This is a genomic window from Cedecea neteri, from assembly GCF_000758305.1.
Taxonomy (GTDB): domain Bacteria; phylum Pseudomonadota; class Gammaproteobacteria; order Enterobacterales; family Enterobacteriaceae; genus Cedecea; species Cedecea neteri_C.
In genome coordinates this window covers 1,647,957-1,664,042 of sequence record NZ_CP009458.1, presented here as the reverse complement: position 1 = coordinate 1,664,042, position 16,086 = coordinate 1,647,957, and the positions used below count along the sequence as shown (strand labels likewise).

17 protein-coding genes are annotated in these 16,086 nt (G+C 54.6%); 14 read left to right on the top strand and 3 right to left on the bottom strand.

The features are described from left to right. Positions 1-106: 106 nt before the first annotated feature. Together LH23_RS07835 and sstT are read left to right on the top strand one after the other, a co-directional pair. Positions 107-1,075, top strand: coding sequence for a TerC family protein (locus tag LH23_RS07835; RefSeq protein WP_039289810.1), 969 nt, complete (start codon positions 107-109; stop codon positions 1,073-1,075). 265 nt (positions 1,076-1,340) lie between these two features. Beyond that, positions 1,341-2,585 (top strand): serine/threonine transporter SstT, encoded by a 1,245-nt coding sequence (gene sstT, locus LH23_RS07830; RefSeq protein ID WP_039289808.1) that lies wholly within the window; start codon positions 1,341-1,343, stop codon positions 2,583-2,585. 231 nt (positions 2,586-2,816) lie between these two features. Here sstT and LH23_RS07825 read toward each other — a convergent pair whose 3' ends face one another. Both LH23_RS07825 and uxaC read right to left on the bottom strand, forming a co-directional pair. Continuing rightward, on the bottom strand, positions 2,817-4,304 hold the full coding sequence (locus tag LH23_RS07825) for a UxaA family hydrolase (protein ID WP_039289805.1): 1,488 nt from the start codon (positions 4,302-4,304) through the stop codon (positions 2,817-2,819). A gap of 7 nt (positions 4,305-4,311) precedes the next feature. Next, on the bottom strand, positions 4,312-5,724 hold the full coding sequence (uxaC, locus tag LH23_RS07820) for a glucuronate isomerase (RefSeq protein WP_039289802.1): 1,413 nt from the start codon (positions 5,722-5,724) through the stop codon (positions 4,312-4,314). Between the two features lie 376 nt (positions 5,725-6,100). On the opposite strand from uxaC, the gene LH23_RS07815 reads away from it, so the two are divergent. The 11 genes from LH23_RS07815 (at position 6,101) to LH23_RS07765 (ending at position 13,434) form a co-directional block, all read left to right on the top strand. Further along, positions 6,101-7,402 (top strand): MFS transporter, encoded by a 1,302-nt coding sequence (locus tag LH23_RS07815; RefSeq protein WP_039289799.1) that lies wholly within the window; start codon positions 6,101-6,103, stop codon positions 7,400-7,402. A 110-nt stretch (positions 7,403-7,512) separates the two neighbouring features. Next, on the top strand, positions 7,513-8,289 hold the full coding sequence (exuR, locus tag LH23_RS07810; protein WP_039289796.1) for a transcriptional regulator ExuR: 777 nt from the start codon (positions 7,513-7,515) through the stop codon (positions 8,287-8,289). Between the two features lie 320 nt (positions 8,290-8,609). Beyond that, on the top strand, positions 8,610-9,272 hold the full coding sequence (gene yqjA / locus LH23_RS07805) for a DedA family general envelope maintenance protein YqjA (RefSeq protein ID WP_039289794.1): 663 nt from the start codon (positions 8,610-8,612) through the stop codon (positions 9,270-9,272). A gap of 9 nt (positions 9,273-9,281) precedes the next feature. Next, the gene (gene mzrA / locus LH23_RS07800) at positions 9,282-9,659 is read left to right on the top strand and encodes an EnvZ/OmpR regulon moderator MzrA (protein WP_039289791.1); all 378 of its coding nucleotides are present in this window, start codon (positions 9,282-9,284) and stop codon (positions 9,657-9,659) included. A 178-nt stretch (positions 9,660-9,837) separates the two neighbouring features. Next, complete coding sequence (locus LH23_RS07795; RefSeq protein ID WP_039289788.1) at positions 9,838-10,206, top strand: DUF1090 domain-containing protein; 369 nt, start codon at positions 9,838-9,840, stop codon at positions 10,204-10,206. Between the two features lie 50 nt (positions 10,207-10,256). Continuing rightward, the gene (locus LH23_RS07790) at positions 10,257-10,562 is read left to right on the top strand and encodes a DUF883 family protein (protein ID WP_008460461.1); all 306 of its coding nucleotides are present in this window, start codon (positions 10,257-10,259) and stop codon (positions 10,560-10,562) included. 1 nt (position 10,563) lies between these two features. Next, entirely contained in the window at positions 10,564-10,962 is a 399-nt protein-coding gene (locus LH23_RS07785) for a phage holin family protein (protein ID WP_039289784.1), read from the top strand. Further along, the gene (locus LH23_RS07780; protein WP_039289781.1) at positions 10,959-11,249 is read left to right on the top strand and encodes a YqjK-like family protein; all 291 of its coding nucleotides are present in this window, start codon (positions 10,959-10,961) and stop codon (positions 11,247-11,249) included. The genes LH23_RS07785 and LH23_RS07780 overlap by 4 nt, the downstream gene beginning before the upstream one ends. A 250-nt stretch (positions 11,250-11,499) precedes the next feature. Further along, complete coding sequence (locus LH23_RS07775; protein ID WP_039289778.1) at positions 11,500-11,892, top strand: DoxX family protein; 393 nt, start codon at positions 11,500-11,502, stop codon at positions 11,890-11,892. A 73-nt stretch (positions 11,893-11,965) separates the two neighbouring features. Continuing rightward, positions 11,966-12,958 carry a glutathione S-transferase family protein gene (locus tag LH23_RS07770; RefSeq protein WP_039289775.1) on the top strand — a complete coding sequence of 331 codons (993 nt, stop codon included), beginning with the start codon at positions 11,966-11,968 and terminating at the stop codon, positions 12,956-12,958. Between the two features lie 104 nt (positions 12,959-13,062). Further along, on the top strand, positions 13,063-13,434 hold the full coding sequence (locus tag LH23_RS07765) for a DUF805 domain-containing protein (RefSeq protein WP_039289772.1): 372 nt from the start codon (positions 13,063-13,065) through the stop codon (positions 13,432-13,434). Positions 13,435-13,485: 51 nt separating this feature from the next. On the opposite strand, the gene mpl is transcribed toward LH23_RS07765, so the two are convergent. Next, positions 13,486-14,871: a UDP-N-acetylmuramate:L-alanyl-gamma-D-glutamyl-meso-diaminopimelate ligase gene (mpl, locus tag LH23_RS07760; RefSeq protein ID WP_039289769.1), complete on the bottom strand. Its 1,386-nt coding sequence runs from the start codon at positions 14,869-14,871 to the stop codon at positions 13,486-13,488. A 175-nt stretch (positions 14,872-15,046) separates the two neighbouring features. Here mpl and fbp point away from each other — a divergent pair, with 175 nt between their 5' ends. Beyond that, positions 15,047-16,045 carry a class 1 fructose-bisphosphatase gene (fbp, locus tag LH23_RS07755; RefSeq protein ID WP_008460446.1) on the top strand — a complete coding sequence of 333 codons (999 nt, stop codon included), beginning with the start codon at positions 15,047-15,049 and terminating at the stop codon, positions 16,043-16,045. Positions 16,046-16,086 lie beyond the last annotated feature (41 nt).

Genomic DNA, 16,086 nt, shown 5'->3' with positions numbered 1-16,086 from the left:
GAAAACGTCGTAAGTGAGACCTTGCCGGAAGGCGAGATCCCTGTTGCAAGCGAAAGCGGCTGGCGTCTTCTGATGTTGGCCGTTTTTGTTTTCAAGGAATCTCATTATGCATACTGTCGGTACCCCGCTGCTCTGGGGCAGCTTCGCCGTCGTGGTCGCCATCATGCTGGCGATCGATCTGCTGGTTCAGGGCCGCCGCGGCTCGCACACCATGTCAATGAAACAGGCGGCCGTCTGGTCGCTGGTCTGGGTTTCACTTTCCCTGCTGTTTAACCTTGCTTTCTGGTGGTATCTCAGCGGCACTGCCGGGCGTGAAGTCGCCGATACCCAGGCGCTAGCCTTCCTCACCGGTTATCTGATTGAAAAAGCACTGGCGGTCGATAACGTCTTCGTCTGGCTGATGTTGTTCAGCTACTTTGCCGTGCCTGCCGCGCTGCAGCGACGCGTGCTGGTTTACGGCGTGCTGGGCGCCATCATTCTCAGAACCATCATGATCTTCGGCGGCAGCTGGCTGATTACCCAGTTCGAATGGCTGCTGTATGTGTTCGGCGCTTTCCTGCTCTTCACCGGTGTGAAAATGGCGCTGGCAAAAGAGGACGATACCGGCATCGGCGATAAGCCACTGGTTCGCTGGCTGCGCGGCCACATGCGCATGACGGACAAAATTGAGAACGAGCGCTTCTTCGTGCGCCAGAACGGCCTGCTGTACGCCACGCCGCTGCTGCTGGTGCTGATTCTGGTCGAGCTAAGCGACGTAATTTTCGCGGTAGATAGCATTCCGGCAATCTTCGCGGTGACCACCGACCCGTTCATTGTGCTGACGTCGAATCTGTTCGCGATCCTCGGCCTGCGCGCCATGTACTTCCTGTTGGCGGGTGTGGCAGAGCGTTTCTCGATGCTGAAATATGGTCTGTCAGTGATCCTGGTGTTTATCGGTATCAAGATGCTGATCGTCGATTTCTACCATATTCCTATCGCCGTTTCGCTGGGCGTGGTGGGCGGTATCCTGGCAGGAACGCTGATTATCAACGCCTGGGTTAACCACCGTAACGATCGGAAGAAGTCGGCGGAGTAATCCACCGTTCGAAAACGTAAAAGGGGCGTAATGCCCCTTTTACGTTCTGGCAATCTGCCATCGCTTCAAATTGCTGAATATGTCACATGAATGTTAATGATCAGTTGCGAAACCTAACACTGAACGCAATTCCAGCTTGAAATGCTTTTTCCTTCCCCGCTTTTCCTTATACTCACCGGGCAAACACATTTTCTTACAACCGCAAAGACGTAGCTCACTACGCACGCGGCACAGCACGACATCACTGAAACACAGGAAGGTATTCATGAGTTCGCAAGCTTCTGGACTACTGCAGCGCTTTGCCCGCGGCAGCCTCGTAAAACAAATCCTCGTTGGCCTGGTGCTGGGCATTCTGCTCGCGCTGGTCTCAAAACCTGCCGCTATCGCAACCGGCCTGCTCGGCACACTGTTCGTCGGTGCGCTGAAAGCCGTGGCGCCGGTGCTGGTGCTCACGTTGGTAATAGCCTCTATTGCTAACCACCAGCACGGCCAAAAAACCAATATTCGCCCTATCCTGGTACTCTATCTGCTGGGGACTTTCTCCGCCGCGCTGACCGCGGTCGTCGTGAGTTTTATGTTCCCTTCCACACTCCACCTGACCAGCAGCGCCACGGATATTTCGCCACCGTCCGGGATCGTTGAGGTGATTCATGGTTTACTGATGAGCGTGATCGCCAACCCGATACACGCCCTGCTGAACGCTAACTACATCGGTATTCTGGTGTGGGCAGTAGGCCTCGGCTTTGCGCTGCGCCACGGGAACGAAACCACTAAAAACCTGGTGAATGACCTGTCTGACGCGGTGACCTTTATCGTGAAGGTAGTGATCCGATTCGCCCCTATCGGGATCTTTGGCCTGGTCGCCTCCACGCTTGCCACCACCGGCTTCTCTACGCTCTGGAGCTATGCCCAGCTGCTGCTGGTGCTGCTGGGCTGTATGTTCGGCGTGGCGCTGATCATCAACCCGCTGCTGGTGTTTATTACCACTCGCCGTAACCCCTATCCGCTGGTGCTGGCCTGCCTGCGCGAAAGCGGCGTGACCGCATTCTTTACCCGCAGCTCCGCGGCGAATATTCCGGTTAACATGAGCATGTGCCAGAAGATGAACCTGGATCGCGATACTTATTCGGTGTCGATTCCGCTGGGGGCAACGATCAATATGGCTGGGGCGGCCATCACCATTACGGTGCTGACGCTGGCGGCCGTTCATACCCTGGGCGTGCCGGTGGATCTGCCGACTGCGTTGCTGCTGAGCGTGGTGGCTTCACTTTGCGCCTGTGGGGCTTCGGGCGTGGCGGGCGGTTCGCTGCTGTTGATCCCACTGGCCTGCGGCATGTTCGGCATACCGAACGAGATTGCCATGCAGGTGGTGGCGGTCGGCTTTATCATTGGCGTGTTGCAGGATTCCTGCGAAACCGCATTGAACTCTTCTACCGAAGTTATCTTTACTGCCGCCGTTTGCCAGGCAGAAGATGCTCGTCTGGCGAAGGCCGATTTGTTACGCGGTTAATATTAACGAGCCACGCTGGGTGTTCGGCACTGACTTAGACCGCAGCATCGTTTCTGGTTTTTACCCTCACCCTAACCCTCTCCCTAAAAGGGAGAGGGGATAAATCCTGAATCCCTCAGTTTGTTTTCTCCCTCACCCCCTTGGGGAGAGTGGTTAAACCCTGAATCCCTCAGCTTGTTTTCTCCCTCGCCCCCTTGGGGAGAGGGCCGGGGTGAGGGGAGGACCGGGAATTCATAATGTGACGCCGCTTTTAAATAGCGCCAGCTCGCGAAAATCATTTTTCTCGTTGCAGGTTGGCGCGCCGTTCACTTTCTCAACGATCGTCTCAATAAACTGCGCCAGCAGCTCGGGCATCGTGCTGCCATGCAGCAGCCTGCCCGCGTCAAAGTCTATCCAGTGTGGTTTCTTCGCGGCTAACTCGCTATTGGTAGCAATTTTTAGCGTCGGCACAAAGCCACCATACGGCGTCCCTCGCCCGGTGCTGAACAGCACCATATGGCAGCCAGCTCCAGCCAGCGCGCTGGTGGCGACCGCATCGTTGCCGGGCGCACTCAGCAGGTTTAAACCGGCCTGTTTTAGCCTTTCGCCGTAGCGAAGGACATCAACCACCTGGCTTTCACCGGCTTTTTGCGTACAGCCGAGGGATTTCTCCTCAAGCGTGGTGATCCCGCCCGCTTTATTCCCCGGCGACGGATTCTCGTAGATGGGCTGCTGGTGTTCGATGAAGTAGCGTTTGAAGTCGTTAACCATCGCTACCGTTTTTTCAAACGTGGCTTCATCCCGGCAATGGCTCATCAGCAGCCGCTCCGCGCCGAACATTTCCGGCACTTCCGTCAGCACCGTGGTACCGCCGTTCGCCACCATATAGTCAGAGAATCGGCCCAGCATCGGGTTGGCGGTAATACCGGAGAGGCCGTCCGAGCCGCCGCATTCCAGTCCGAATTTCAGCTCGCTCAGTTTGCCCGGCTCGCGCCTGTCGTGGCGCATGACTTCATACAAGGCGTGGAGATGCTCAAGCCCGGCTTCAACCTCATCGTCCTGCTGCTGAAGCGCCATGAAATGGACGCGTTCGGAGTCGTACTCCCCTAAGGTTTCTCGGAATGCGCTGATCTGATTGTTCTCACAGCCCAGCCCCACCACCAGCACCGCGCCCGCGTTCGGGTGATGCACCATATTTTGCAGCATGGTGCGGGTGTTGAGATGGTCGTCCCCCAGTTGGGAACAGCCAAACTGGTGGCTGAACAGCCAGGCGCCGTCGATATCCGGGGCGTTATTGGTTTCCTGCAGGAAGCGGCTCAACATCTGGCGAGCCATGCCGTTCACGCAGCCAACGGTCGGCAGGATCCATAACTCGTTACGAATGCCGACCGCGCCGTTGCTGCGGCGATAGATGTTGACTTCCCGGTCGCCAAAAGGCCTCGCCGCTGGCACGACTTCCGGCTGATAACGGTATTCATCGACGTCATTAAGGTTGGTGCGCAGGTTATGGGAATGAAGATGTTCACCTGCGGCAACATGGCAAAGCGTGTGGCCAATGGGCAAGCCATACTTCACGACGTTTGCGCCTTCGGAAATCGCCTGGAGCGCAAACTTGTGTCCGCGTGCGACCGGCTGGCGTAGCCTGATAGCTTCTGGCGGAGTGCCTACCTCTTCGCCTTCCGGCAGGTCCACCAGCGCGACAGCAACGTTATCCAGCGCATGGATCCTGATATATCGCATAGCGGCCTCAGTTCAGCTCAATGGCAAAGTAGTCGCGGGCGTTGTTGAAGCAAATGTTTTTCACCATCTCCCCCAGCAGCGGCATATCTTCAGGCACTTCGCCCGCCTGAACCCAGTGGCCAAGCATGCGGCACAAAATGCGACGGAAATATTCGTGGCGCGTGTAGGAGAGGAAACTGCGGCTGTCGGTCAGCATCCCGACAAAGCGGCTCAGCAACCCAAGCTGGGCGAGCTGAGTCATTTGCCGCTCCATGCCGTCTTTCTGATCGTTAAACCACCAGCCGGAGCCAAACTGCATTTTGCCTGGCATCCCTTCGCCCTGGAAGTTACCGACCATCGTGCCAATCACCTCGTTATCTCGCGGGTTGAGGCAGTAGAGAATGGTTTTCGGCAGCAGGTTCTCTTCATTTTGCTTGCTTAACAGTTTTGACAGCGGCTCAGCCAGCGGGCGATCGTTGATGGAATCAAAGCCAACGTCCGGCCCCAGCAGGCGGAACTGGCGCTGGTTATTGTTGCGCAGCGCGCCAATGTGGTACTGCTGCACCCAGCCGCGACGGGCGTATTCCGTGCCAAGCCAGGCCAGCACCGCCGTTTTAAACTGCGCTACTTCGGTATCGTTAACCGCACCACCCGCCAGGCGACGGGCAAGAATGGCATTCAGCGTTGTTTCATCCGCTTCGGCAAAGACCACCACATCAAGCGCGTGATCGGCCACCTTGCAACCGTGGGCAGCAAAATGATCGAGCCTTTTGCTCAGCGCCGCCTGGAGATCGCTAAAACGGCGAATATCGGTGTCGGACACGGCGGCCAGCGTCGAAATGTAGTCGGTAAACGTCGCCTGCTCGATATTAAAGGCTTTGTCCGGCCGCCAGCTCGGTAGCACTTTGATGTCGAAGCTGCCGTCCCTGGCCACGGCGGCGTGGTGTTCCAGAGAGTCCACCGGATCGTCAGTGGTGCCGACCATTTTCACGTTCATCTGCTGCATGATGCCGCGGGCGGTGAACGAATCTTGCTCCAGCAAGGCATTGCATTGCTGCCAGATTTCCTCACCCGTTGCCGGCGAGAGCAGTTTGCCGGTAATGCCAAACGGGCGGCGCAGCTCCAGATGCGTCCAGTGATAGAGCGGGTTACCGAGCGTATGCGGCACGGTGGCAGCCCAGGCATCAAACTTTTCACGGTCGCTGGCATCACCGGTGCAAAGCCGCTCAGCCACGCCGTTAGTCCGCATCGCACGCCACTTGTAGTGATCCCCTTTCAGCCAGATGTCATACAGGTTTTTAAAGCGATAGTTGTCGGCAATTTGCTGCGGCGGCAGATGACAGTGGTAGTCAAAAATGGGCTGTGATTTTGCGTAGTCATGGTACAGACGGCGGGAAACTTCAGTATCAAGGAGAAAGTCATCAGTCATAAAAGGGGTCATAGGAGGTTTCCTCTGCAGATAACGGTGCTATGTATTCGCATCATGATGGCACAAAGTTATCACACCAATTTTTATGCAACGACCTCAAATTTGCGTCGGTGGTCACAAAACAAACACATAAATTCCATCTTCATGTGCATAAAACGGACTAAATCCCGCGCCGATACTGACCTGAGAGCAAGATATAGCCCAACGTTACGTGAAAATGCTTTTGTGATATCACTCAACTTATAAAGGTGTATGACAAGTTATCGTTCAAACCGTCGCAGTACCTCTTGCCGGGCAACGCTTGCCGCGGCCCATGGGTGACAAGAGCAGGAACGGAAGCCGATTTATCGGGAACAACGTTCACAATAAAGACGGGATGGGGTTAGAAATGCGAAAAATAAAAGGTTTACGCTGGTACATGATAGCGCTGGTGACGCTGGGCACCGTGCTGGGCTATCTGACCCGCAACACGGTGGCCGTCGCGGCTCCCACGCTGATGAGCGAACTGAATATCACCACGCAGCAATACTCGTGGATCATCGCCGCCTATTCAGCTTGTTATACCGTTATGCAGCCTGTCGCGGGCTACCTGCTTGACGTGCTGGGCACCAAAGTAGGCTACGCGGTGTTCGCCGTCGCCTGGGCTATTTTCTGTGGCGCAACCGCACTGGCGGGCAGCTGGGGAGGTCTCGCTCTTGCCCGTGGCGCAGTCGGTGCCGCCGAAGCGGCGATGATCCCCGCAGGGCTAAAGGCCAGCAGCGAGTGGTTCCCCGCCAAAGAGCGCTCTATTGCGGTGGGGTATTTCAACGTCGGCTCTTCCATTGGAGCCATGATTGCCCCCCCGCTGGTGGTCTGGGCCATTGTGATGCACAGCTGGCAGATGGCGTTCATGATAACCGGCGCACTTAGCTTTATCTGGGCCATGATCTGGCTGTGGTTCTACAAAAACCCCCGCGACCAGAAAAAACTCACTAGCGAAGAACGCGAGTACATCATTAGCGGCCAGGAAGCCCAGCACCAGACCGATAACACGAAAAAGATGTCGGCGTGGAAAATCCTGCGTAACCGCCAGTTCTGGGGTATCGCCTTACCGCGCTTCCTCGCTGAGCCCGCGTGGGGCACGTTCAATGCCTGGATACCGCTGTTCATGTTTAAAGCCTATGGCTTCAACCTGAAAGAGATCGCGATGTTCGCGTGGATGCCCATGCTGTTCGCCGATTTTGGCTGCATTCTTGGGGGCTATTTACCGCCGCTGTTCCAGCGCTGGTTTGGCGTTAACCTGATTGTTTCGCGCAAGCTGGTGGTCACTATGGGGGCCATCCTGATGATTGGGCCTGGCACGATAGGCCTGTTTACCAGCCCTTACGTGGCGATTGCCTTGCTCTGCGTGGGTGGATTTGCTCATCAGGCACTGTCCGGGGCGTTAATTACGCTTTCTTCCGACGTTTTTGGCCGAAACGAAGTCGCCACGGCGAACGGACTGACTGGCATGGCAGCCTGGACCGCCAGTACCTTGTTTGCCCTGGTTGTCGGTGCTCTGGCCGACACAATGGGATTCAGCCCGCTTTTCGCGGCGCTTGCCGTGTTCGATCTTCTCGGCGCGATTGTTATCTGGACGGTACTGAAAAACCAGTCGGCCAGCGAACTCGCAGCCGCTGCTCCCGCCCCGGAGGCCGTGACACAGTCTTGATGTAAAAACCGCCGCCTTCGGGCGGCAATTCTCACGTTGGTTGCTAGAGCGGCGCCGGGAAAAGTGGTATAACAAATTCATTCACCTACAGCCCTCTTCCGGAGCAACTTATGGATGCCGTAGAACCCCGCCGCCTTTACCAGCAGCTTGCCGCCGAATTAAAACAACGTATTGAAAGCGGTGTTTATCAGGTCGGAGAAAAACTGCCTGCGGAGCGGTTTATCGCCGAAGAAAAAAACGTCAGCCGTACCGTCGTTCGTGAAGCGATCATCATGCTGGAAGTGGAAGGCTACGTTGAAGTTCGCAAGGGTTCAGGCATTCACGTCATGTCTAACCAGGCAAAATCCATGACCGTGCCGGATGAGCGCTTTGAGTTTGCCAATTATGGCCCTTTCGAGCTGCTGCAGGCGAGACAGCTTATCGAAAGTAATATCGCGGAATTCGCCGCCACCCAGGTCACCAAGCAAGATATTATGAAACTGATGGAGATCCAGGAAAAAGCGCGAAAAGAGCAAACTTACCGTGATTCTGAGTGGGATCTTCAGTTTCACGTCCAGGTTGCGCTGGCGACACAAAACGGCGCACTGGCGACCATCGTTGAAAAAATGTGGAGCCACCGCATTTACAACCCGTACTGGAAGAAACTGCACGAACACATCGATATGCGGCCGGTCGACAACTGGTGCGATGATCACGATCAGATTCTTAAAGCCCTGATACGTAAAGATCCTCACGCCGCAAAACTGGCAATGTGGCAACATCTTGAAAATACTCGCCAAATGCTATTTAACGCCACCAGCGATGATTTTGAATTCAATGCCGACCGCTATTTCTTTGCAGAAAATCCGGTCATTCACCTTGATACAGCCGCAAACGGTCAAAAATAGTCATTTTTCCCGCCGAGGGTAAGCAAACCATAAATAGTGTCAGCGTTTGTAAATACCCTCGCCAGCCTCTCCCCCAGTAAGCAAAATCATTGCTCAACGAACTGCAAATACTGTGACGTATAACGCGTAGTTTTGTTACAATTAGATGCAATTTCACCGTCTGTGTGGGTTTTATGCCCCCTCGCTGTCGTTTCAGGTCATGTTGTTTCGACTCAGCGGCGCGGGCGGTGAGTTGTAGCCAGCAAATGATAATAACAACCATGCTGCATTCTGCTCATCCGTTTACACCGGCGACCTAAACGAAGTGCCAGGAACCCTGAATGGAACTACTGACTCAACTGCTCTCCGCACTCTGGAGCCAGGATTTTGAAACACTCGCCAATCCGTCGATGATTGGCATGCTCTATTTTGTGCTGTTCATGATTTTATTTCTTGAGAACGGCATACTGCCGGCGGCGTTCTTACCCGGCGACAGTTTGCTCGTGCTGGTTGGCGTTCTCATTGCTAAAGGCGCAATGGGTTTTCCCGAAACCGTCGCACTGCTGACCATCGCCGCAAGCCTCGGCAGCTGGCTGGGTTATATCCAGGGGCGCTGGCTGGGAAATACCCGCCTCGTCCAAAACTGGCTGTCACACCTGCCGGCCCATTATCACCAGCGTTCACACCAGCTTTTCCATAAACATGGGCTGTCTGCGTTGCTCATTGGGCGCTTTATTGCTTTTGTTCGTACCCTGCTGCCAACTATTGCCGGATTATCGGGTCTTAATAGCGCACGCTTTCAGTTCTTCAACTGGATGAGCGGCCTGCTGTGGATATTGATTCTGACGACCCTGGGCTATTTGCTGGGCAAAACACCGGTCTTCCTTAAGTACGAAGACGCTTTGATGTCGTGCCTGATGCTGATCCCAGTGGTGCTCCTGGTTATCGGTCTGGTCGGTTCGTTAATCGTGCTTTGGCGTAAAAAACGTAGCCAAAGTCGCTAGAGGAATTCGATGAAATTAGCTTTCACTCGCCGCCTGAGGGCGGCGCTGCTTGTTGGTGCCCTGGCCATTGCGTCGCTGATGGTGTGGTCCGGCATGCAGAATAAGGATTCCACCCTTGAGATCCGTGCCTCACGGCAGGGCGGGAGTATTCCCGACGGCTTCTATGTCTGGCACCACCTGGATGCCAACGGCATTCGTTTTAAAAGTATTACGCCGCTCAATAACACCCTATTGGTCACGTTTGATTCCAGTGCACAGAGTGAGGCGGCAAAAGAAGTCCTCAACCGCACGCTGCCCCAGGGCTATGTCATTGCTCAACAGGATGGAGACAAAGACGCTCTGGCCTGGCTTTCTATTCTGCGCCCTGACCACAATCATCTCGGCTGATCCCTTTCCTTCAGTCTGAATTTGCTACCATCTTCTGGGTTTTTAGCCGATTCATGACTATGCTTTACCCGTTTTCATCGCTATTTATCAGTGTTTTTCACCACAATGGAACGACGCATGGAGTATGATCGCCTGATACTTTTATGATTCGTCTTAACAAACAATGGAAGGTTTAACCATGAATTACCGCACCGTACTGGCACTGGCTTTACTCACGCTCGCCTCCGCCGCACAGGCAAATACTTTGTGCAGCGAAAAAGAGCAGGATATTCAACGCGAGATTGGCTATGCGGAAAAACACAATAACCAGCACCGTATTGATGGCCTGAAAAAGGCTCTGAGCGAAGTGCGTGAAAACTGCAGCGACGCAGGCCTGCGCGCTGAACATCAAAAGAAAATCGCAAAGCAGAAAGCTGAAATCGAAGAGCGTAAAGCCGATCTCATCGAAGCCCGTCAGAAGGGTGACCCGGAAAAAATCACCAAACGCGAGAAGAAACTTGCGGAAGCAGAAGATAGCCTCAAAGCTTTAGAGAAGCGTGATTACTGATTGTGTAGTCGCAGACTTTAAGGATCCATCTCAAACACTCGGAGAGAACTATGTCAAAAGATACTACGTCAGAACATTTACGCGCTGAGTTGAAATCCCTGGCAGATACGCTTGAAGAAGTCCTGAGTGCGTCCACGGATAAGTCAAAAACTGAACTGGACAAGCTGCGTGCCAAAGCGGAAAAAACGCTAAAAGAGAGCCGCGATCGCCTGGGTGAAACCAGCGAAGCCATCGCCAAACAAACCCGTGAAGCGGCTGCCAAAGCGGATGATTATGTCCGCGAGAACCCGTGGACCGGTGTAGGCATTGGTGCGGCGGTCGGCGTCGTGCTGGGTGTGCTGCTGGCACGTCGCTAATATGGCGGATTCTCACCAAAGCCAGGGGCCGGGCAAAAGCGTGCTCGGCGTTGGCCAGCGGCTGGTGACGATTTTGGTCGGCATGGTCGAAACTCGTGTGCGTCTTGCCGTCGTTGAGCTGGAAGAGGAAAAAGCACATATCGTCCAGCTGCTGCTGATGCTCGGCCTGACCATGCTGTTCGCCGCCTTTGGCTTAATGAGCCTGATGGTGCTGGTTATCTGGGCCGTTGATCCGCAGTATCGTCTTAACGCCATGATTGCTACCACGGTCGTCCTGCTGTCGCTGGCATTGATCGGCGGAATCTGGACGCTGCGAAAGTCCCGTCAATCAACCCTGCTGCGCCACACTCGGCGCGAGCTGGATAACGACAGGGCCTTGCTGGAAGAGGATAAGCGATGAGCGATGCAGAACGTGATAAACGTAAAGCCTATCTGCTCAGCCAGGTTCAGCAACAGCGACTCGATCTCAGCGCCGCAAAACGCGACTGGCTGCAGGTCACCAGCCCCTACGATCGCGGCTGGAATACCTTAGTCAGCCTGCGTAGCTACGCGATGATCGCCAGCAGCGTGTTGGCAATCTGGACGGTGAAGCATCCCGGTAAATTTATGCGCTGGGCAAAACGAGGATTTGGCGCCTGGAGTACCTGGCGGCTTATTCGTAATACGCTGAACCTCCCCTCGCGTTAACCTTAAAACACCGCCTCTGGCGGTGTTTTTTTATTTCTGCCCCGACGCTTCAATACCGGGTATTTTTACTTTCCTGACTTAGTTTCCTCAGGATATTTGAAGAAGTTAGACAGTTTTCCTTGCTAACAATCTTTTTCCACCCCGTCTATCATCCTCCCCATCGACAGCAAACATCGGTAATTACTGGAGTTTGCGCACCTTTTAAGCCCTGGCCGAGTAAGCCGGAAAAGAAGAACCGCTGGAGAGTAAAATGAAAAAATTAGAAGATGTTGGCGTACTGGTTGCTCGTATTCTGATGCCAATCCTGTTTATTACCGCAGGCTGGGGCAAAATCACCGGTTATGCAGGCACACAGCAGTACATGGAAGCCATGGGCGTGCCGGGTGCACTGCTGCCGCTGACCATTCTGCTTGAGTTCGGCGGCGGCCTGGCCATCCTGTTCGGTTTCCTGACCCGTACAACCGCGCTGATCACCGCGCTGTTTACCGTACTGACCGCGTTCCTGTTCCACAGCAACTTCGCGGAAGGCGTGAACTCCATTATGTTTATGAAGAACCTCACCATTGCGGGTGGCTACCTGCTGCTGGCAGTCTTCGGCCCAGGCGCAATCAGCCTTGACCGCGTCCTGAATAAAAAATGGTAAGCGTTCTATACTGATGAACACCGAGAAAGCGAAGACACCGTCTTCGCTTTTTTGCTATTGAGGAGGAGAAAAAATGGGACAACTCATCGACGGTGTCTGGCATGACGTCTGGTACGACACCAAATCGACCGGCGGCCGCTTTAAACGTTCGGAATCCGCCTTCCGCAACTGGCTGACTGCCGACGGCGCAGCGGGCCCCTCCGGCAAAGCAGGATTCGCCGCAGAGAAAGACCGCTATCATCTGTATGTGTCTCTCGCCTGTCCCTGGGCGCACCGCACGCTGATTGTACGTAAGCTGAAAGGCCTCGAGCCCTTTATCTCCGTTTCCGTCGTAAACCCGCTGATGCTGCAAAACGGCTGGACGTTCGCGGAGGATTTCCCGGAGGCTACCGGCGACACGCTTTATCACCATGACTTCCTGTATCAGCTTTATCTGCAGGCCGATCCCCATTACACCGGCCGCGTGACGGTACCTGTACTTTGGGATAAGAAAAATCAGACAATCGTCAGCAACGAGTCCGCAGAAATCATTCGTATGTTTAATACGGCCTTTGATGCCCTCGGTGCGCGAGCAGGAAATTATTATCCTGAAGAGCTCAAAAGCGAGATTGATGAGCTGAACGGCTGGATTTATGACACGGTGAACAACGGCGTGTACAAAGCGGGCTTTGCCACATCTCAGGAAGCCTACGATGAAGCCGTTGAAAAAGTCTTTATCTCCCTGGCACGCCTGGAGCAGATTCTTGGTCAGCATCGCTACTTAACCGGCCCACAGCTAACCGAGGCAGACATTCGCCTGTGGACGACCCTGGTCCGCTTTGACCCGGTCTATGTTACCCACTTTAAGTGCGATAAATACCGCATCAGTGACTACCCTAATCTTTACGGCTTCCTTCGCGATATTTATCAAATACCCGGCATTCGTGAAACGGTGAGTTTCCCGCATATTCGTACTCACTATTATCGCAGCCACAAAACGATCAACCCAACCGGCATTATTTCCATCGGCCCTGCTCAAGATTTAGACGAGCCGCACGGGCGAGATGAGCGGTTTAGGAAGAGTTAAGAATATTCAGCACAACAACGATTTACGGCCTATGCATTCACGACTATTCTTGAATCGATCGCTTACCGTTCAGGTGATTGTCGGATAATCAAGGCAGGCCTTAAATGGATTGGTATTTCAAAGTATTAAGAAATTACATTGGGTTCGGCGGGCGTGCTCGCCGCAAAGAGTACTGGATGTTTCATCTGGTGAACTTCATTCTGGCGGGCGTGCTGAGCGTGCTGGATAAAATGCTTGGACTACACATCGCCAAAGATGAAGGGGCGCTCACCACGATTTATACCGTTCTGGTTTTCCTGCCGCTTTGGGCAGTCCAGTTTCGTCGCCTGCACGACACCGACCGCTCAGCCTGGTGGCTGTTGCTGCTGTTAATCCCGATTGTTGGCTGGCTGATTATTCTGGCATTCAACTGCCAGGACGGCACGCCTGCAACCAACCGCTTCGGGCCAGATCCTAAAGCCCCTGAGCTTTATTAAACAAAAAGGGCGCTCCAACAGGGGCGCCCTTTTTCTCATCAGACTCTGCGCTTAAAACGCTTGCTCACTCTGCTGTTCAGCTTTCTTCGCCAGACCATCCAACAATTTTTGATGAATGCCGCCGAAACCACCGTTGCTCATGACCAGAATATGGTCGCCCGGTTGCGCCGTTTTCACTACCATCTCCGCGAGCGTGTCTACGTCTGCACTCCAGTGCGCTGGCTGCACGCAGGCTTCCGCCACTTCTGCAACCTGCCACGGAATGTGCTGCGGCTGAAGCAGGAACACTTCGTCCGCGCGCCCCAGAGAGGGTGCCAGATCGTCTTTGCAGACGCCCATTTTCATGGTGTTAGAACGAGGCTCCAGCACGGCCAGAATGCGGGCGGTGCCGCCCACTTTGCCGCGCAGGGCAGCAAGCGTGGCCAGAATCGCCGTCGGGTGATGAGCAAAGTCATCATAAACGGTGACGCCATGCGCTTCACCGCGCAGCTCAAGACGGCGGCGCGCGTTCACAAAGCTACCTAACGCCTGAGCTGCGTCCGCCGGAGTAACGCCAACATGGCGGGCCGCGGCAATGGCCATCAGGCCGTTATGCATGTTGTGTTCGCCGACCAGTTGCCAGTTCACGGTACCCACGCATTCGCCGTCCAGATAAACTTCCCACTGCGAAGCATCGGTCGTCAGCTTCTTCGCCTGCCAGTGGCCCTGATCGCCCACCAGCTCCTGCTCGCTCCAGCAGCCCATCGCCAGGGTTTGCTTCAGATTGACATCGTTTTCCGGCCAGATAATTTTGCCCTGCCCTGGGACGATGCGAACCAGATGATGGAACTGCTTCTGGATCGCTTTCAGATCGTCAAAGATATCCGCGTGATCGAACTCCAGGTTGTTGAGGATCAGCGTCCGTGGGCAGTAATGGACAAATTTGGAGCGTTTGTCGAAGAACGCGCAGTCATATTCATCGGCTTCAATGACAAAGAAGGGGCTATCGCCCAGGCGCGCAGAGACCTCAAAGTTACCCGGTACGCCACCGATAACAAAGCCTGGCTTGTAGCCACAGGCTTCCAGAATCCAGGTGGCCATTCCGGCTGTCGTGGTTTTTCCGTGCGTCCCCGCGACCGCAATCACCCAGCGGTCGCGCAGCACAAAGTCATGCAGCCACTGCGGGCCGGACATATACGGAATGCCCTGCTCCAGAACGGCTTCCACGCACGGATTACCGCGCGTCATCGCGTTGCCGATGATCACCAGATCCGGGTGTGGGTCGAGCTGGCTGGCGTCATAACCTTCGATTAACGAGATCCCCTGCTCTTCGAGCAGCGTACTCATCGGTGGATAAACATTGGCGTCTGAGCCCGTCACTTCATGCCCTAAAGAGCGTGCCAGCATCGCCAGGCCGCCCATAAAGGTGCCACAGATCCCTAGAATATGAATGCGCATACGAAACTATCCTTTCTTTGTTTGGCGCACATTCTAACCGCATGGCTGCGGAGGCGAAACGCATTTCAGGATATTCCTTATCTTGCTGGCGCGATTCACCTGTGCGCGACAATTTGAAAATTTGTTAAGATTGTTGCGATCGCTTTATCCAACATAATGATGCAGGGAAAGTGTTATGAAAACGTTAGGTGAATTTATTGTCGAAAAGCAGCATGAGTTTTCCCATGCTACCGGTGAGCTCACGGCTTTACTGTCGGCAATAAAGCTGGGCGCTAAAATCATCCACCGCGATATCAATAAGGCCGGTCTGGTCGATATCCTGGGGGCGAGCGGTGCCGAAAACGTGCAGGGCGAAGAGCAGCAAAAACTCGACCTGTTCGCGAATGAAAAATTGAAGGCAGCGTTAAAAGCGCGCGGTATTGTGGCCGGTATCGCCTCCGAAGAAGAAGACGAAATCGTGGTCTTTGAAGGCGCCGAGCAGGCAAAATATGTCGTGCTGATGGACCCGCTTGACGGATCGTCTAACATCGATGTCAACGTCTCCGTTGGCACCATTTTCTCTATTTACCGCCGCATTACGCCAGTCGGCACGCCGGTCACCGAGGAAGACTTCCTCCAGCCGGGTAACCAGCAGGTTGCCGCAGGTTACGTGGTTTACGGCTCATCAACGATGCTGGTTTACACCACCGGCTGCGGCGTACATGCCTTCACCTACGATCCTTCTCTCGGCGTGTTCTGCCTGAGTCAGGAACGTATGCGCTTCCCGGAGAGAGGCAATACCTACTCCATCAACGAAGGCAACTACATTAAATTCCCGACCGGCGTGAAGAAGTACATCAAGTTCTGCCAGGAAGAAGATGCCGCCAGCAAGCGCCCGTACACCTCGCGCTACATTGGCTCTCTCGTAGCGGACTTCCACCGCAACCTGCTGAAAGGCGGGATTTATCTCTACCCAAGCACCGCCAGCCACCCGGAAGGCAAGCTGCGTTTGCTGTATGAGGGCAACCCAATGGCGTTCCTCGCGGAACAGGCCGGCGGGAAAGCCAGCGACGGGAAAGAGAGAATTCTGGATATCATCCCAACTACGCTGCACCAGCGCCGCCCGTTCTTCGTCGGCACGAAACACATGGTCGATGACGTAGAGCGCTTTATTCGCGAATACCCGGACGCCTGATTTACCCTGCACAATACGCCTCTCCTTTCAGGGAGAGGCGT